Consider the following 16,590-nt stretch of genomic DNA (forward strand, 5'->3'; position numbering starts at 1 on the left):
TGGATGCGGCCCCGGAGTTGCACGGAGGTTCTTTCGTCTATTAGAGTGAAGATACAACGAAACACGGCGCGGGGTGGAGCAGTTCGGTAGCTCGCTGGGCTCATAACCCAGAGGTCGCAGGTTCGAATCCTGTCCCCGCTACCAGCCATCGGCCCTCGAACCTTCGGGTTCGGGGGCCGACTTCGTGAGTCGGCGGTGCCGGAGCTCCGCGGGTGAACCCACCCCCCTGCAGTGGGGTCCAATGGGTGTGGTGTAGAGTCATCATTACAACGAAACACGGCGCGGGGTGGAGCAGTTCGGTAGCTCGCTGGGCTCATAACCCAGAGGTCGCAGGTTCGAATCCTGTCCCCGCTACCAGCCACGAAGGCCCCGGGCATTGCTTCCGGGGCCTTCGTCGTTGTCGTCGGCCCTGTGTCCCGATGGACCGGCTCCCGCTGTCGAGCGGGAGCACGCGAGGAGGCGAAGCCTCCGGAGCGGGGCGAGCGGGCCGAAGGGATCGACGTTGTCGCCCCGCTGCGGATCACTGCGGTCAGCCGGCCCAGGATTTGGCGCAGCGCGGTGAGCACACGCGCCCTTCCCCGCCCCCGGTGCGGTAGAAGCGCATTTTGCGTCCGCACACGATGCACGGGTGGGTGTCGCCCTGCACGGGCATCACCGACTTGGCACGTTCGGTGACTTTATTGGTCACCTTCGTCCTGCCTGCCGCGAGCTTGGTTCGCAACAAACTTCGATGCACCTCGGATGCCTCCTTTGCCGATCTCCTGTGGCCGCTGACTGGTCGGCCAGGGGGAAGGGTGCCGGTATTACCGGCTGCTGTGCAGGCTTGGCGCGGGATTACCCCTCTTCGGCCCACCAAGAGCGCCCGTCCGGAGTACCCCCTCCGCGGGAGGGTGTTGTATGCGTGACTCCGGCGTGGATTCTTCGAATGTGTTTTGCCTCGGCTGTCGAGGTGTGTGGACAGGACGAGTTACGGGCAGGATGGATGGGTAGGGCGAATGAGGCGGGGCTGGGGCACAGCTTCCGTGCCCGGCCACTCGGGGCGGTTCAGTGCAGCACAATGGACAGAACTCGACCATTGTGGACAGCATCGCGCTCGCATGGCACCGTGGTGGTGTGACCGAGCTGAATGCGACATCCGCAGCCCTGCTGGGGCTGCTGCACGAAGGTCCGAAGACCGGTGGGCAGCTCGTGGCTGCCGCCGCCGAGCGCTTCGGCGGGTTCTTCAGCGTGACCCGCAGTCAGGTTTATCGGGAGCTGCCCGTGATGACCGATGCGGGACTGCTACGCCTCGGTAAGCAGGGACCGCGCTCCAGCCAGCAGTATGTCATTACCGCGGCCGGAAAGCGTGCCTTCAAGTCGTGGCTGAACACGGAACCGGGGCCGGATAATGTGCGCAGTCCGCTGATTCTGCGCCTCTACCACGCGGGCGCACTCACTCCGAAGCAGCGGGCCAACCTGGTGAACTCCGCTCGCGAGCAGTACACGCAGAAGCTCAGCGAGTCGAGGAGCACGGCCAAGGCCGCCAGCGACCCGTACGAGAAGGCGACCGCGGATTTCACCGTGGCCTATAATCGGGCCATCATCAAGCTGCTCGACGCCATCCCGGAGTGAGCACCGTAAGACGGTGCGAGTCTCCTGTCGGGCGCTCCACGGCGCTCCTCGCCCGTCCTCGTCGCAGGCACGAGCACGTCAAGTAGGCTGGAATACTGTGAATCCCGACGTCGCCGCCGATCTCAAGGACCTGTCCACCACGCTCGAGGGTATCGAGCGCGTGATGGACCTCGACACCCTGCGTGCGCGGATTGCGGAACTGGAGGAGGAGTCCGCCCGGCCGGATCTGTGGGACGACGTCGAGTACGCGCAGAAGGTCAGCAGTCAGCTCGTGTACAAGCAGGCGGACCTGCGTAAGGTGACCACCCTGCGCCAGCGCCTGGACGACCTGGGGGTCCTGTACGAACTCGGTGAGGACGAGGGCGACAGCGCCAGTCTTGCCGAGGCCAACGAGGAGCGTGAGCGGCTTCGCAAGGATCTCGCCGATCTCGAGGTTCGCACCCTGCTGTCGGGGGAGTACGACGAGCGCTCGGCGATGGTGACGGTCCGTGCCGAGGCCGGCGGCGTGGATGCCGCCGATTTCGCCGAGATGTTGATGCGGATGTACCTGCGCTGGGCGGAGCGGCACGGCTACCCGGTCGAGGTCTACGACACCTCCTATGCCGAAGAGGCCGGCGTGAAATCGGCGACGTTCCGAGTCGACGCCGCGTTCGCCTACGGCACGCTCTCGGTCGAGCAGGGGACGCACCGCCTGGTGCGTATCTCACCGTTCGACAACCAGGGACGCAGGCAGACTTCGTTCGCCGGGGTCGAGGTCCTTCCGGTGGTGGAGGAGACCGACCACGTCGAGGTCTCCGACAAGGACATCAGGATGGATGTCTTCCGCTCGTCCGGTCCCGGCGGGCAGAGCGTGAACACGACCGACTCGGCGGTGCGGCTCACGCATCTGCCGACCGGCATCGTCGTTTCCTGCCAGAACGAGAAGTCGCAGCTCCAGAACAGGGCGGCTGCGATGCGCGTGCTGCAATCCAAGCTCCTCGCACGTAAGCGCGAGGAGGAGCAGGCCGAACTCGATGCGCTCAAGGACGGCAGTGGTTCGGGCTGGGGCAACCAGATGCGCTCCTACGTGCTGCACCCGTACCAGATGGTCAAGGACCTGCGTACCGACTACGAGATCGGTAACCCCGACGCCGTGCTGGAGGGGCAGATCGACGGGCTCCTGGACGCGGGTATCCGCTGGCGGAGCCAGCAGAACCAGGCTGCCTGAGAGGTCTCCTGCCCACCTGCCGGTGCGGGTGCGTGTGGTTTCGCGCGAAACCGTCCAACGGGGCGAGTCATCCGCGGAACCGATCGGGAACTCGTCTCTGTCGGGAGTGGTACAACCACCAGCATGGGTGCGTCGAGTCCCCCAAATGGTCGCAGGTAAGCTCACGCCCCGTGATCCGGCTCGAACACGTGTCAAAGTCGTACAAGACGTCGACCCGTCCAGCTCTTGAGGATGTCTCGGTATCCGTGGACAAGGGTGAGTTCGTGTTCCTCATCGGCCCCTCGGGCTCGGGCAAGTCGACCTTCCTGCGGCTGCTGCTGCGCGAGGACGTGCCCAGCCGAGGCAGGGTGATCGTGGCCGACTGGAACGTCGCCAAGCTGCCGAGACGACGCGTTCCCCGCCTGCGCCAGCGCGTGGGCTGCGTCTTCCAGGATTTCCGACTGCTCAACAACAAGACGGTTGCCGAGAACGTCGCTTTCGCGCTCGAGGTCATCGGTAAGCCGCGGCACACGATTCGCAAGGTCGTACCCGAGGTTCTGCAGCTCGTGGGGCTGGATGGTAAGGCCGACCGGATGCCGCACGAGCTTTCCGGCGGCGAGCAACAGCGCGTCGCGATTGCTCGGGCGTTCGTCAATCGCCCGTTGGTGTTGATGTGTGACGAGCCGACCGGGAATCTGGATCCCGATACCAGCCAGGACATCATGCTGTTGCTGGAACGGATCAACCGCACCGGTACGACCGTGGTGATGGCCACCCATGATCATTCGATCGTGGATTCGATGCGTCGGCGCGTCGTCGAACTGAGCTTCGGCAAGGTCATCCGGGACGACGCGCGGGGCGTGTACGGCGTCGGCCGCTGAGCCCCGTTTTCCACCGGCCATGAGAGCCCGCCTTCTCAAGTTTCGAGACCCGGCCCTCTGCGGGGCCGGCCCACTGACGCCGACCAGCCCCTTCGGGACCGATACGGAAAGCTGACACACCATGCGCGCGAGCTTCGTATTCAGCGAGGTCGTCAACGGCCTTCGTCGCAATGTGACGATGACGATCGCGATGATCCTGACCACGGCGATCTCGCTCGGCCTGCTCGGCGGCGGTCTGCTCGTCGTCCGGTTGATCGATCGGATGCAGGAGACCTACCAGAACCAGGTCGAGGTCGTGGTGTTCATGACCGACGATGTCAGCGCCAACGACTCGACCTGCAGCAAGCAGCCGTGCGCGGGGATACTTTCCGACCTGAAGCAGACCTCCGGCGTGGAGTCGGTGAGTTATGAAAGCCGCCAGGAGGCTTTCGACCACTTCAACAAGTTGTTCGAATCCCAGCCCCAGCTTCGTGAGGTGGTGCGGCCCGAGGCACTGCCTGCTTCGCTGCGGTTGAAACTGGACGATCCCGCACGGTTCGCGGCCATCAAACAGGAGTTCAAGGGCCGCACCGGAGTGGACAGCGTCGTCAACCAGGCCCAGTACCTCAAGGACCTGTTCGGTGTCCTCAACGGTGTCCGCAACGCGACGTTCGCCATTGCGCTGATTCAGGCCCTGGCGGCGCTGATGCTCATCTCGAACACGATTCAGCTTTCCGCGTTCAACCGCCGTACCGAGACCGGCATCATGCGTCTGGTGGGGGCGACCCGCTGGTACACGCAGCTGCCGTTCCTGCTGGAGGCGGTGGTATCCGGCCTCGTCGGTGCGGTGCTGGCCGTCGGCGGGTTGCTGATGTCGAAGGTGCTGTTCATCGACAAGGTCATGGCGCCGGTGCTGGGCACCGGGGTGATCCCGCGGATCGGCTACGCCGATATCCTCTACGTCTCACCGATCCTGCTCCTGGTGGCCGGAGGGATCTCGGCGATCACCGGCTATCTCACCCTGCGCCTGTACGTGCGGTTGTGACCGGCGGCTAGAGTCGCGGGCATGGTTAAGGAACGCGGCCGCAAGCTGATCGCGCAGAACCGCAAGGCGCGGCACGACTGGTCGGTGCTGGACAACTACGAGGCCGGCATCGCGCTGACCGGTACCGAAGTCAAGAGTTTGCGGCAGGGGCGCGCCTCGCTGGTGGACGCGTTCGCCACTATCGACGACGGGGAAGTGTGGCTGCGCAACATGCACATCCCCGAATACGCCGAGGGAACGTGGACCAACCACGAACCACGTCGGACGCGTAAGCTGCTGCTGAATCGGGGAGAGATCGAGCGCCTGCTCGGCAAGACGAAGGAGAGCGGCCTGAGCCTGATTCCGCTGTCGCTGTACTTCTCCGAGGGCAAGGCCAAGGTCGAACTTGCGCTCGCCCGAGGCAAGAAAAAGCACGACAAGCGCCGGGACATGGCGGAGCGGGACGCCCAGCGCGAGATGCAACGTGCGATCGGTCGAGCGCGCAAGGGCATGCGGTAGTGCCGATGGAGCCGGACACGCCGTCCCATGACGAGGAGATCCGGCCGTGGCTGAGCAAGCTCGGCCTGCCCGGCCTGGTCGACATCCACACGCACTTCCTGCCGGAACGGGTGCTGCACAAGGTGTGGGCCTACTTCGACGCGGCCGGGACGCACTACGGGCTGGACTGGCCGGTGCAGTACCGCTACGACGAGCCGACCCGGTTGCGCGTGCTGGCGGATCTGGGGGTGGAGGCGTTCGCCCCGCTGGTGTATCCGCACAAATCGGGAATGGCCGAATGGCTGACCGAGTGGGCGGTGGATTTCGGTCGCGACACCGACGGTGCGGTACCGACCGCGACGATGTATCCGGAGTCCGGTGTGGCCGCCTATCTCGGCAGGGCCTTGCGTGCGGGGGTGCGGTGTGTGAAGGCGCACGTCCAGGTCGGTGAGTTCGATCCCCGCGATCCGCTGCTGGACGAGGCGTGGGGCCTGCTTGCCGAGGCGGCGGTTCCGGTGGTGGTGCACTGCGGGCACGGCCCGCTGCGGGGACAGCACACCGGGCTGGATGTCTTCGGCGAGGTTCTCGCCCGGCATCCGAACCTCGTGGCGGTGCTCGCGCACGCGGGAATGCCCGAGTACGGCGTGGCGTTGGACTTGGTCGAGCGGTATCCGAAGGTGCATCTGGACACCACGATGGTGGGGGTCGGGTTCACCGAAAGGATCGCACCGTTGCCGAAGGACTGGTCGGCGCGGCTGGTTCCGGTCGCCGATCGCGTGGTGCTGGGTTCGGACTATCCGAACATCCCGTATCCTTACGCGGAGCAACTCGCTGCGATCGGCGGTTGGGCGGCCGCCGATGATCGTCTTGGCCGGAACTTCCTTCGTGCTGTGTTGTACGACACACCCGCTCGGCTCCTGGGGCTGGAACACAGCGAAGGTGCCAGGCGTTGAACAAAACGTGAGCGCGGCAGGTCCGCGGGTAACCTCCGCTGTGGGGTTTTCGGTGGGGTTGCTCCGTGGCGGCTCTCCGCAAGAGGGCTGCGGTGCTCGCGGCGTGGATCGCAAGATCGCGCGGAATCGTGATACGTTCATTGGGTGATCCGGGAATGATTGCCGCCGTTGAGGCGTTAGCCTTGGTGGCAATCGCGGAGTGATCCGAAGGACGGGTCACGTGCGGGCCGATCCGGAAGGATTCGGTCCACCAGGAGAACCGGCCCGCCAGAAGAGTGGGCTCCGACAAGGGGGTGAACGGTTTCGACTCCGTACGTTGATCCGAGGGAAGCGTGCCGGTGCAGACGGGAGACCACCGAGAGCGTCGCCGTAAACAAATAAGCGCCGACAAGAGTCAGCGCGAGTTCGCCCTCGCCGCCTGAGCGAGTAGCGACTCTGTCGGACCGGGAACGCCTCCGTCCCGGATTCCGGCATCGACTAGGAGGCTCGACCGCCAGGTTCGGCCGCGGAGCCTGGTGGGACACCCTACAGCGGCTGGGCTTGTCACACCGGCTGGTTCGCGAGACCGGTGAAGCCGAGTAGAGACACAGCGAACTGCGCACGGAGAAGTCTTGGTGAGGCGACGGAGGACCCGGGTTCAATTCCCGGCACCTCCACCGACGAGGGAGCTGCCCGGCGGCGATGCCGCCGGGCAGCCTTTTTGTGTCTCGAGGGGGAGAACCTGATGGGCGTGTGCGATCGGTAGCAGCAGCTTCCGGACTGCGGCGAGAGCTCCTTCCCTGATTTGCGAAAACAGCAAAAATGTTTGTCAAATCGTTCCGCTCGGGCACATGGTCGATGCCAGGAGGTGTTCGACCGATGAACGACGTCGACTGGGCCGCGATGGCCGACATGATGGAGCTCGAGGGCGAGACGCACAGTCCCTACGTGCGGCAGGCATTCGAGGAGCTGAAGCATCTGGCACCACGGCGGGTCCTGGACATCGGCAGCGGGCCGGGGGTCGCCGCCTGCCGGTTGGCGGCGGTGTTCCCGCAGGCCGAGGTCACCGCAGTGGATGGGGAGCCGGAACTGCTGACCCGTGCAGCGGAACGAGCCGAGCGACTCGGCGTCCGCCTACGGACTCGGGTGGCCGAGTTTCCGGAGGGACTCGCCGAGCTGGGGCCGGCGGACCTGGTGTGGTCGGGGCAGGCCATGCACCACGTCGGTGATCAGCAGGGCGCGCTGCGGCAGTTGGCCCGGTTGCTCGAGCCCGACGGCGTGCTGGCCATCGTCGAGGGCGGCCTGCCGACCCGATGCCTGCCGCGCGACCTGGGCTTCGGGATTCCCGGGCTGGAGGCGCGGCTGGATGCGAGCATGGCGGATCGGTTCAACCGGATGCGGGCCGAGCTACCGGGCTCGGTGGCGGTGACCGAGAACTGGCCCGACATGCTGCAGGCCGCGGGCCTCACCGACGTGCGAAGCAAGACCTTCCTCGTGGACCACCCCGCGCCCCTGGCCGAGGGGCCACGGCAGTTCGTCCGGCGGTCGCTGGAGCGGCATCGCGAGATGCTCGGTGACCGCCTGGACGCCGAGGACGCGGTGACGCTGGAGCGGCTGCTCGATCCGGCCGACCCGGCAGGTGTCGACCAGCGTGCGGATGTGTTCCTGCTGACCGCGAAGACCGTGCACTTCGGCCGCCGACCGGAGCACTGATCTCGGGAGTCTCCGCTCCGCTGTCGAGAGGCGGAGGAGTTTGCCGGGTCGGGAGCAGCGGGTCGTCCGCTTCCGCGCGGTCCGGTCGCGGGACGTTGAGGTGTGGGGCGGTCGGTGCGCCGATCGCCCCGCACCGCCGGAGCGGAGTCAGACCGTGGCGGGTTCCTCGGTAGCGTCGAGCTCGGCCGTGGCCCTGGTGGCGACGTTGCGGAACTCGGCGAGATTGGTGCGGCCCAGTGCAGGACGTACTCGCCGTGTCGGCCGCAGTACAGGGTGGCCTGTTCGTTGAGACGGTCCACCTCGTACTGCGATGAGGCGGACACTGCGACCATGCTTCGTGTCTTTGACCGGCTTGGAGAGCTGGCCTTGAGCGCGGAGGAGTCGCGAAGACCGATCGAAACGATGCTGAAGGATGACTGAGAATGTCGTCGGACGGGCCGGACACGAGTTGGTTCAAGAGCTCGCGCAGCACGTCGGGAGGAGACAACTGCGTCGAGGTGCGTATCACGGACGCACGGTTCCTGGTGCGGGACTCGAAACACCCCGAGGACGCTGTGTTGAGCTTCGGTTCCGGCGCCTGGGCGGCGTTCCTGGACTCGCTGCGGCAGAGCTGATCTCTTCTCGTGGTGGCCTACGGCACCTCGGTCGAGGCGGAAGCCGTAGGGGAGTTCGAGGCGGTGTGCCGCGAGGAGGTCGGTGTCGGCCAATAGCTCCCGGGTGGGCCGGTCGGCGACCACCCGGGCAGGCCCTTCACCACATCACCCCGGGGGCCAGGTCATGACGCGCCCTCCGAGCAGATGGCAGTGCACGTGATGCACCGTCTGGCCGCCTTCGTCGCCGGTGTTGAACACCAGGCGGTAGCCGGAGTCGGCGATGCCGTCGTCCGCGGCGATGCGGTGGGCGTGCTCGATCAGCTCACCGAACAGTTCGCCGTCGGCCGCGGCCATCGCCGCCGCAGTGTCGTGGTGGGTTTTCGGAATCACCAGAACGTGGGTCGGCGCTTGCGGGTTGATGTCGCGGAATCCCAGTGTTCGCTCGGTCTCGCCGACCGTTTTCGCGGGCATCTCCCCGGCGACGATCTTGCAGAACACGCAGTCGGTCGTCTCGGTCACGGTTTCCCCTTCGTGTCGGGACCCGCCGGGCCCGGTCGAGCTCGTGGATCCGACCGGGCATCGTAGACGGCGGCATGGTTCTCCCGGATGTTGCCCGGGAGTGGGCTGACCGCTCGTGCTGCGGTGGTCGACAATGGGTCGGTGTGGACCCGCTGCACGATCCCGATGACGAAGAGCTGCTGCACCCCAGACAGGCTCGCGAACTTGCCGGTGTGATCGAGACCGCCCGGATGGCCTCGGGAGCCGTCCGCAACGGCAGTATCGGACGTGTCGGTGCCGCCCGTGTTGTGCTCAACAACGGAAACCCGCTGACCGGCGGCAACCATGCCTGCGCACTGTGGGGCACGTTGGCCGAGGTCGCGCGGACACTGCTGCACCTGGAGGAGACCTTCGCCGAGGCGGAACGGGCCGAAGCCGTCGTCTACGCCTCGCCGACCACGGTCGCCGAGATCGAGGGCATCGCCGACGACGCCGGATGGCGCGCCGTGGAGGAGAACGTGGCGCTGCTGTACCGCATGCGGCAGGAACCGGCCGCGGTCGGCCGGGGAGCGCAACCGCGCACCGCCCGCGAGGCGGACGTCTCCGGGATGGCCGAACTGCTGGCCGACGAGGCGGGTCTGTCTTCGTCGGGTGAGTCCCGGCTCGCTCGCAATCTCGGGCATCGGCTCGACGATCCGCGCTGCGTGCTGTCGGTGGTGGACGATCCCGGTGGGTCTCGGGACGCGGATGCCGCTCCGGAGGTGGAGCGGCTTGCCGGATTCGCGATGGGATTCGTCGAACACGGGGTCGGACTGGTCGAGCAGGTGGTGGCTCGGCCCGGCCGCAGAGGTCGGGGAATCGGCCGGACCCTGGTGGCCGATATCGTCGCCCACGTGCGCGAGCGCGGTGCACGGATGATCGCCGCACACGCCGAAGAGGGTGGATCGGCCGAGCGTTTCGCCGAGGTGTGCGGGTTCGAAGCGGTATACGCCGTGACCGCCTATGCACGGCGCGTGGACGAACTGCTCGACTGACGGCAGCTTGAGGACCGGGCGAGCTGCGCGGGAATTTTTCGGAGTCCTGCCGACTTCCCGTTGAGGCAACCCGTGCGTCGTGGATCGGTTCGGGTGGGTTCGGGCCCCGCCCAACCCACCGGATCGGGCCCGCGCGGACCTGGCCCGCGCGGACCTGGCCCGCGCGGGTCGGACCTGCGGACGGGCCTGCCGGGATGGTTCGACGGAAGAGGAGAAGCGGTGTCACAGGACTCGGTCGCGGCGCAGGATTCGGCCGCTGGTTCGGACACCGGAGACGCCGGAGACACCGGAAACCGGCTCCCCCGCGAACTCTGGATCCTGATCACCGGGGGGTTCATCGTCGCCGTGGGCATGGGCATCGTCTCGCCCGCCCTGCCGACGTTCGCCGCCAGCTTCAACGTCGGAGTGGCCGCCGCATCGCTGATCGTCAGTGCCTTCGCGTTCATGCGGCTCGTTTTCGCACCTGTCAGTGGCAAGCTCGTGTCCTGGTTCGGGGAACGCCGCATCTACGCCTGGGGCATCTTCATCGTGGGGCTGAGCACGTCCGCGTGCGCCTTCGCCCAGTCCTACTGGCAGTTGCTGGTGTTCCGGGGGCTCGGCGGGACGGGGTCGACGATGTTCACCGTCGCGGCCCTGGCGCTGCTGGTGCGCCTGTCACCGCCGCACCTGCGCGGGCGTGCGTCGAGCCTGTGGGGAACCAGTTTCCTGCTCGGCAGCATCTTCGGACCGATCATAGGTGGGGCGATGATCGGGTACTCGCTGCGGCTGCCGTTCTTGACCTACGGGGTGGCGCTGTACCTCGCGGCGCTCGTCGGGTGGCTGATGCTGCGCAACTCGACATTGGCCGCGCCGGACCGGAGCAGCGGAGCTCCCGAGATCACCGTTCGGGAAGCACTCGGACACCGCGCCTATCGGGCGGCGCTGCTGTCCAATCTCAACAAGGGCTGGGCCGTCCAGGGCGTGCGGATCGCGTTGGTGCCGCTGTTCGTGGTGGAGGCGCTGCAGCTGCCGCAGTCGATGGCCGGTGTCGCGCTGTCGGTGTTCGCCGCCGGAAATGCCGCCGTGCTGATCCCGGCAGGGCGCCTCGCCGACGCACGGGGGCGCAAACCGCTGCTGCTCGCCGGACTGGCGATCTCGGCGGTGGGCAGCGTCTCGCTCGGGTTCAGCAACTCGGTTCCGTGGCTACTGGGCGCTTCCCTGGTTGCCGGTATCGGTGCCGGACTGATGACCCCCGCCCAGAGCGCCGCGATCGCCGATATCGTCGGGGCCAAGAGCAAGGGCGGTCCGGTGCTGGCCGTCTTCCAGATGTCGGCCGACGTGGGCGCGATCCTCGGCCCGATCGTGGCGGGTGTGCTCGCCGATGTCCTGAGTTTCCAGGCGGCGTTCGCGGCGACCGGACTGATCGCCGTGCTCGCCCTGATGCTGTGGCTCGTCGCCCCCGAGACCCTGCCGCGTTCCCGAAGCACCTCCGAACCCGAGAAGGACTGACGTTTCCCGGAACTTCAGCCCTCCCGTGGATTCGGATCGACGCCGTATGTGTTCTTCGCCCCGAATCGGGGTAGACCCATCACGGGTACCGGATGGTGCAGCGAGGCAACCACTGGTCACACGGAGGACGAGATGGACACCGGAATCGACGCGACAGAACTCTCCGAGGAAGCACTGGTCAGGGAGCTCACGCACCTGCACCACACCCGGAACGAGACTTTCTTGCACGGTGCCCCCGATGCGCTGCGAGAACACACCGACCGAACCTTCGAATTGGAGCAGGAGTACTTGCGGCGGCATCCCGAACGCGATGTCGACCCTCGACGGACCCGCGCAGGAGCGAGAGGAGCCAAGGCACATGCCTGAGTCCGCGCCGCAGAGTTCCGGGTACGTTGCCGGGGACCGTGAACGTCCACGCATCGTCATCGTGGGCGGCGGGCACACCGGCCTGACCGCCGCGCTCCGGCTGCAGTCGCAACTCGCGGACGGCGAGGCGACCGTGACCGTCATCGACCCCCAGCCGCACATGACGTACCAGCCGTTCCTGCCCGAAGCCGCGGCCGGATCGGTCGAACCTCGCCACGTGGTGGTGCCGCTGCGGGAGGCCCTGCGCCGGTGCGAGGTGCTGACTGCCTCGGTGACCTGCATCGATCACTCACACCGGGAGCTCACCGCCACCCTGGCCTGTGGCCGGGAGGAACACATCGAGTACGACATTCTCGTCGTCGTTCCCGGTTCGATCTCCCGTGCCCTGCCGATTCCGGGGCTGGGCGAGGAAGGGGTCGGATTCAAGACCATCGGTGAGGCCATCTACCTGCGCAACCATGTGCTGTCCAGGTTGGATGCCGCAGCCACCACCTCCGACCCCGAGCGGCGGCGCAAGCTGCTCACCTTCACGTTCGTCGGCGGCGGCTATGCCGGAATCGAGGCGATGGCCGAACTGGAGAGCATGGCCCGCTATGCCACCCGGAACTACCCGACGATCGAGATCGCGGACATGCGGTGGATCCTGGTGGAGGCGATGGACCGGATCATGCCCGAGGTCAGCGAGCCGATGGGGGTCTACACCCGTCGCCGCTTGGAGGACCGCGGCATCGAGGTCAAGCTCAATACGACGGCGAAGACCATGGAGGGCGGACACGTCGTGCTCTCCGATGGTGATGAGTTCGACACCGACACGATCGCCTGGACCGCCGGGGTCAAGCCACATCCGATGCTGGAGGAAAGCGATCTTCCCCGGGATGGCAAAGGCCGTGTCGAATGCACCACAAAACTGCAGGTGCACGGGACACACGACGTGTTCGCGGCGGGTGACTGCGCCGCCGTACCCGACCTGACCAGCAGCCAGCCCGGAGCGCTCTGTGGCCCCTCGGCGCAGCACGCGGTGCGCCAGGCCCGGGTCCTCGCCGACAATATCGTCGCCTTGCTGCGGCAGCGCCGGCTCACCGACTATCGGCACAAGTATTCGGGCTCGGTCGCCGGCCTGGGGCTGTTCCAGGGCGCGGCCGAGGTGTACGGCATCAAGCTCAAGGGATTTCCCGCATGGCTGCTGCACCGGACCTACCACCTGGCGAAGATGCCGACCGCGTCACGTAAGGCGCGGATCGTCGGTGACTGGCTCATGGAGCTGCCGCTGCCACGCCAGGTCGTCGCTCTCGGTGGGTTGCACGAGCCCCGCTCGGAGTTCGTCAAGGCCGCCAATACGCGTGGCCTGCCGAGCGAACGAAGTCAGGTGAGTGAGCAGAGTCAGGCGGGCTGAGGCGAACAGGCTGAGGCAAGAGCGGCTCCGGTCCCACCGGCCGCTCCCACCGGCCTTGTCACCGGGGATTTCGATGTGTCGGCCGAGCCTCGGGCGGGCAGGGCGGCCGGATCGGGGACCCCCCTGGCGGGGCCGGTGGGAGCCTGTTGTACGGTATGCAGGCAAGCGATGAGACGGGACGCCAACCGCCACCGGACATCGCGAAAATCGAACAAGGGGCTGTGGCGCAGTGGTAGCGCATCTGACTGGCAGTCAGAGGGTCAGGGGTTCGAATCCCCTCAGCTCCACCCCAGACGGCTGGCTCCAAGGGCTCCCTGATCGTAGTCGATCAGGGAGCGCCGGGCGGGTGCGTCGGTTTTGTCGTTGTGCCAGATCGCAGTGGCGAAGGCCAGGATGCGCTGGAGCAGACGTGCCGTCATGCCTGATGGCGTGCGTCCTCCGTGTCGTTCCAGGTCCAGTCCGCCCTTGAAGGTTTGGTTGATCGATTCGATCGTTTGGCGCAGGGGTTTGAACAGCCGGGCGCCGGGGCGTTGTGCCTCGCCCTTGCGGGCCGGGCGCAGCATGTCCACGTCGTGTTCGGCGAGGGTGCACACCACGTGCAGGCGCAACCCCCAGAAGAAGCGCGAATGCGAGGCGCAGTAGCCGTACTCGGCCCATCCGGCCAGATCCGAGCTTTTCGCGGTCTCGCGCGAGCGGCCGCACTCCACCGGGGTGGAGTCGACGACCCACACATCCTCGGTGAACAACGTGGTGTCGGTGGTCAGCAGGCGCAGCACGGCCTGGATCAGTCCCGAGGCGGCACGCAGCCGCTTGTTGTAACCGGGCTGGCCGGGCAGGTACCGAAGCAGGTGCCCCAGGTGCGCCCGGGTATAGCGCATCCACCGCGCCTCCGAGGTATCCCCGAGCAAGGCCTGCGTGACCGCCAGAGTCACCAGTTCGGCATCGCTGAGCCGAGGGGAAAGCCCCAACTTCGGCCGCCACGTTCTGAGTTTTAAACGGTCGGCGTTGTCGCGGTCTTGCCGATTCGGTTCGCTTTTCGCGCTTCGATCACAGCCGATTTGGCACGTGTTCCGGTGCGCCGGGCGAACTACGCTGTTCTGAGCAATGCACCGTGATGCGAGATGAGATTGCCGAGGAACGCATGTGCCCGTACGTCGCAAGAGACGTTCCACGAGCTGACTGAGCACGTCCGCATCCACGACACAGGTGACCCCGAGGTCATCGTCGCGGAGCTCGCCTACGTCAGCGACGGCGACGGTGACGATCCACCGCTGAGCCTGCGCTGTTGTTTCGTCATTCGGGTCCGCGGCGGAGAGATCCGCGAGACCCGGGACTACGTGCTCGGGTCGGTCTAGCGCTGTCGGCTCGATCTGCACACCTTGAACGGCCCGCCTGCGCTGTCGCGTCCGGCACCCCAGCGATATTGTGGTGTCGTCGCTGGTAGTGAGTAGTGATCGAGTCCGGCGAACCTCTTGGCGCCCTGAAAGGGCATCTTCGGCGTGCCAGCGCATTCCGGCCATGCGCACAAGCTCGGCCAGTGGCACCGCCGGGGAGCGTGGTAGTGGTAATGGGCCTGTTCGCCGGTGACCGCGGTACGTCTCCCGCATATCTGCGCCACCGCGTCCAGGCCGTCGTCTACGCCTACCGCCATGGCCTGGTATGACCGCAAACCCGCCCCTGCCTATCGCCGTACCGGGCCGTCAGCGGCGCAGGCGGGCCGCGAGCCCGTCGAGAACGACGTCGAGCTGCCGTTCGAACCTCGGGTCACCGTCGTCGCGGAGGTGTCCGGCGGCCTTGACCAGTTCGGCATCGTCGCCCAGCCACGCGTCACGCTCGTCGAGCGAGTAACGGGCGGGGTCTGTGGTGGCCGACTGGTCCCGCTCTTGTTCCTCGATGACGAAGCCGACCACGAAGGCGGTGACCAGCTCAAGGGCGTCGTCCGCCTCGGCGAGCGTGAATCCGGCCGCTGTCAAGCGCGCGAGCCAGGGTTCCTTTGCCTTCACCACGTCCGGATCGGAGATCCGCGTGCCGCTGAAGATGCGGGCCCCGTCCCGGTGGAGCAGGTACTCCGAGCGCAGGACGCGGGCGTAGGTGGCTACGTCGTCACGCCAGCTCGCCCGGGGAGGGATCCCCGCGAGCGTGTCGGTGACACGGCGCATGACGACCGTGCTCATCTCGTCGAGCAGTTCCTGCTTGTTGCGGACGTGCCAGTACAGCGCAGGGGCTCGGACGTCGAGCCGGGAAGCGAGCGCGCGGACGGTGAGAGCGTCCATGCCCTTCTCGTTGAGCAGCTCGAGCGCCGCCGCCACGATGCACTTCCGCGTGATGCCCTTCGCCACGGTTGACACTTTAACAAAGTTCAGGAATGCTAGTAATTGAACTTTGTTAAGGAGATTGTTGTGCGTGCAGCAGTCGTCAACGCCCCCGAAGCGATCCCCGTCTGCGCGGACTTCCCGGACCTGGAACCGTGGCCGGGTCGGCGGCCGCTGCGGCTCGTGGGCGCGGGTCTGCATCACGTCGTCCGCGCACTGGCTTCCGGCCGCCACTACGGCAGCGAGCAGGCGTATCCCCTTGTGCCGGGCGTCGACGCCGTGGCTCGGACCGGTGGCGGGCGGCTGGTCTACACCGGTCTCGCCCGGTCGCCGTGGGGCACGATGGCCGAATGGCTGGCCACCCCGTTCGAGGTGGATGTGCCCGCCGGGGCCGATCCGTTCGCGGTCGCCGCGGGAATGAACCCCGCTATGTCGGGCTGGATGGCGCTGGCCGGCCGACGCGAGGAGGCGGGCGAGCTGGGCACCGTGCTGGTGCTCGGCGCGACCGGCTTGTCGGGCAGCCTGGCCGTGCGGGCGGCGCTGTCCCTCGGCGCGAAACGTGTCATCGCGGCCGGGCGTGACCCCGAGGCCCTCGAGCGGCTGTGCGGTCTCGGCGCTGTCACCGTTGCCCTCGCGGACGCCGCACCCGGTGCCTGGACGGCCGCTCTCGGCGCGGCCGTCGCCGAGGCGCAGCCTGCCCTCGTGCTCGATTTCGTGTGGGGTCCCGTCGCCGAGGCCGCTTTCGCCGTACTGGCAACGCCCGGCGCGGGCGATGGCAGCGCGGCCATCGACTACGTGCAGATCGGCTCGCTCGCCGGAGCCGAGGTGGCGCTGCCCGCGGCGCTGCTGCGCAGCCGACGCATCCGGATCAGCGGTAGCGGCGTGGGCTCGGTATCGAAGGCGCAGATGATCGGCCGACTTCCCGGGATTCTCGCCCGGTTCGCCGATGGCACCTTCGACGCGCCGTATCGCGTCTATCCGCTCAGCCGCGTCGGCGAGGCCTGGGCGCACCAGGGACGCGCCCGCGCCGTCATCGTCCCGGATTGATCGGATCCGATTCGAGGAGAAGGGGAGAGCGGCAT

18 protein-coding genes, 3 tRNA genes, 1 other RNA gene and 1 pseudogene are annotated in these 16,590 nt (G+C 67.1%); 18 read left to right on the forward strand and 5 right to left on the reverse strand.

Annotated elements, in window-relative coordinates; all coding sequences use genetic code 11:
* Window positions 1-67 precede the first annotated feature (67 nt).
* Together JOF55_RS15405 and JOF55_RS15410 are read left to right on the forward strand one after the other, a co-directional pair.
* Window positions 68-144 (forward strand) — tRNA-Met (locus JOF55_RS15405).
* A gap of 136 nt (window positions 145-280) precedes the next feature.
* A tRNA-Met gene (locus JOF55_RS15410) sits at window positions 281-357 on the forward strand.
* A gap of 172 nt (window positions 358-529) precedes the next feature.
* Here JOF55_RS15410 and JOF55_RS15415 read toward each other — a convergent pair.
* Window positions 530-724, reverse strand: a complete 195-nt coding sequence (locus tag JOF55_RS15415) for a hypothetical protein (protein WP_310274852.1) — start codon at window positions 722-724, stop codon at window positions 530-532.
* A 389-nt stretch (window positions 725-1,113) separates the two neighbouring features.
* Here JOF55_RS15415 and JOF55_RS15420 point away from each other — a divergent pair, with 389 nt between their 5' ends.
* The 9 genes from JOF55_RS15420 to JOF55_RS15460 all read left to right on the forward strand — a co-directional run bounded on the left by JOF55_RS15420 (window position 1,114) and on the right by JOF55_RS15460 (window position 8,438).
* A complete protein-coding gene (locus JOF55_RS15420) occupies window positions 1,114-1,611 on the forward strand; it encodes a PadR family transcriptional regulator (protein WP_310274853.1) in 498 nt (165 codons plus the stop codon).
* Window positions 1,612-1,708: 97 nt separating this feature from the next.
* Complete coding sequence (prfB, locus tag JOF55_RS15425) at window positions 1,709-2,818, forward strand: peptide chain release factor 2 (RefSeq protein WP_310274854.1); 1,110 nt, start codon at window positions 1,709-1,711, stop codon at window positions 2,816-2,818.
* A 170-nt stretch (window positions 2,819-2,988) separates the two neighbouring features.
* Window positions 2,989-3,678: a cell division ATP-binding protein FtsE gene (ftsE, locus tag JOF55_RS15430; protein WP_310274856.1), complete on the forward strand. Its 690-nt coding sequence runs from the start codon at window positions 2,989-2,991 to the stop codon at window positions 3,676-3,678.
* Between the two features lie 121 nt (window positions 3,679-3,799).
* A complete protein-coding gene (ftsX, locus tag JOF55_RS15435; RefSeq protein ID WP_310274859.1) occupies window positions 3,800-4,702 on the forward strand; it encodes a permease-like cell division protein FtsX in 903 nt (300 codons plus the stop codon).
* A 21-nt stretch (window positions 4,703-4,723) separates the two neighbouring features.
* Window positions 4,724-5,200, forward strand: a complete 477-nt coding sequence (gene smpB / locus JOF55_RS15440) for an SsrA-binding protein SmpB (protein ID WP_310274861.1) — start codon at window positions 4,724-4,726, stop codon at window positions 5,198-5,200.
* A gap of 5 nt (window positions 5,201-5,205) precedes the next feature.
* Window positions 5,206-6,132, forward strand: a complete 927-nt coding sequence (locus JOF55_RS15445; RefSeq protein ID WP_310274863.1) for an amidohydrolase family protein — start codon at window positions 5,206-5,208, stop codon at window positions 6,130-6,132.
* A 289-nt stretch (window positions 6,133-6,421) separates the two neighbouring features.
* Window positions 6,422-6,791: a transfer-messenger RNA gene (gene ssrA, locus JOF55_RS15450) on the forward strand.
* A 199-nt stretch (window positions 6,792-6,990) separates the two neighbouring features.
* Entirely contained in the window at window positions 6,991-7,824 is an 834-nt protein-coding gene (locus JOF55_RS15455) for a class I SAM-dependent methyltransferase (protein ID WP_310274865.1), read from the forward strand.
* A gap of 422 nt (window positions 7,825-8,246) precedes the next feature.
* A complete protein-coding gene (locus tag JOF55_RS15460) occupies window positions 8,247-8,438 on the forward strand; it encodes a DUF397 domain-containing protein (RefSeq protein ID WP_310274866.1) in 192 nt (63 codons plus the stop codon).
* 30 nt (window positions 8,439-8,468) lie between these two features.
* On the opposite strand, the pseudogene JOF55_RS24490 reads toward JOF55_RS15460, so the two are convergent.
* Both JOF55_RS24490 and JOF55_RS15465 read right to left on the reverse strand, forming a co-directional pair.
* A pseudogene (locus JOF55_RS24490) lies at window positions 8,469-8,561 on the reverse strand (cobalt ABC transporter ATP-binding protein); the annotation flags it as partial.
* Between the two features lie 21 nt (window positions 8,562-8,582).
* The gene (locus tag JOF55_RS15465) at window positions 8,583-8,936 is read right to left on the reverse strand and encodes a histidine triad nucleotide-binding protein (RefSeq protein ID WP_310274868.1); all 354 of its coding nucleotides are present in this window, start codon (window positions 8,934-8,936) and stop codon (window positions 8,583-8,585) included.
* A 143-nt stretch (window positions 8,937-9,079) separates the two neighbouring features.
* Here JOF55_RS15465 and JOF55_RS15470 point away from each other — a divergent pair, with 143 nt between their 5' ends.
* From JOF55_RS15470 to JOF55_RS15490, 5 genes are all read left to right on the forward strand, one after another.
* On the forward strand, window positions 9,080-9,949 hold the full coding sequence (locus JOF55_RS15470; protein ID WP_310274870.1) for a GNAT family N-acetyltransferase: 870 nt from the start codon (window positions 9,080-9,082) through the stop codon (window positions 9,947-9,949).
* 219 nt (window positions 9,950-10,168) lie between these two features.
* Window positions 10,169-11,437, forward strand: coding sequence for an MFS transporter (locus JOF55_RS15475; RefSeq protein ID WP_310274872.1), 1,269 nt, complete (start codon window positions 10,169-10,171; stop codon window positions 11,435-11,437).
* Window positions 11,438-11,569: 132 nt separating this feature from the next.
* A complete protein-coding gene (locus tag JOF55_RS15480) occupies window positions 11,570-11,803 on the forward strand; it encodes a DUF6158 family protein (protein WP_310274874.1) in 234 nt (77 codons plus the stop codon).
* Window positions 11,796-13,196: an NAD(P)/FAD-dependent oxidoreductase gene (locus tag JOF55_RS15485; RefSeq protein WP_310274876.1), complete on the forward strand. Its 1,401-nt coding sequence runs from the start codon at window positions 11,796-11,798 to the stop codon at window positions 13,194-13,196. The genes JOF55_RS15480 and JOF55_RS15485 overlap by 8 nt, the downstream gene beginning before the upstream one ends.
* Before the next feature lie 215 nt (window positions 13,197-13,411).
* Window positions 13,412-13,483: transfer RNA gene (locus JOF55_RS15490), tRNA-Ala, on the forward strand.
* Here JOF55_RS15490 and JOF55_RS15495 read toward each other — a convergent pair.
* Window positions 13,475-14,254, reverse strand: coding sequence for an IS982 family transposase (locus tag JOF55_RS15495; protein ID WP_374727517.1), 780 nt, complete (start codon window positions 14,252-14,254; stop codon window positions 13,475-13,477). The genes JOF55_RS15490 and JOF55_RS15495 overlap by 9 nt on opposite strands.
* A 63-nt stretch (window positions 14,255-14,317) precedes the next feature.
* On the opposite strand from JOF55_RS15495, the gene JOF55_RS15500 reads away from it, so the two are divergent.
* The gene (locus JOF55_RS15500; RefSeq protein WP_310274880.1) at window positions 14,318-14,551 is read left to right on the forward strand and encodes a nuclear transport factor 2-like protein; all 234 of its coding nucleotides are present in this window, start codon (window positions 14,318-14,320) and stop codon (window positions 14,549-14,551) included.
* 345 nt (window positions 14,552-14,896) lie between these two features.
* On the opposite strand, the gene JOF55_RS15505 is transcribed toward JOF55_RS15500, so the two are convergent.
* On the reverse strand, window positions 14,897-15,544 hold the full coding sequence (locus JOF55_RS15505) for a TetR/AcrR family transcriptional regulator C-terminal domain-containing protein (RefSeq protein WP_374727286.1): 648 nt from the start codon (window positions 15,542-15,544) through the stop codon (window positions 14,897-14,899).
* Window positions 15,545-15,595: 51 nt separating this feature from the next.
* Here JOF55_RS15505 and JOF55_RS15510 point away from each other — a divergent pair, with 51 nt between their 5' ends.
* Window positions 15,596-16,555 carry a hypothetical protein gene (locus JOF55_RS15510; RefSeq protein ID WP_310272369.1) on the forward strand — a complete coding sequence of 320 codons (960 nt, stop codon included), beginning with the start codon at window positions 15,596-15,598 and terminating at the stop codon, window positions 16,553-16,555.
* Window positions 16,556-16,590: the final 35 nt, after the last annotated feature.

Origin of the sequence: Haloactinomyces albus (assembly GCF_031458135.1) — a bacterium.
GTDB classification, from domain to species: domain Bacteria; phylum Actinomycetota; class Actinomycetes; order Mycobacteriales; family Pseudonocardiaceae; genus Haloactinomyces; species Haloactinomyces albus.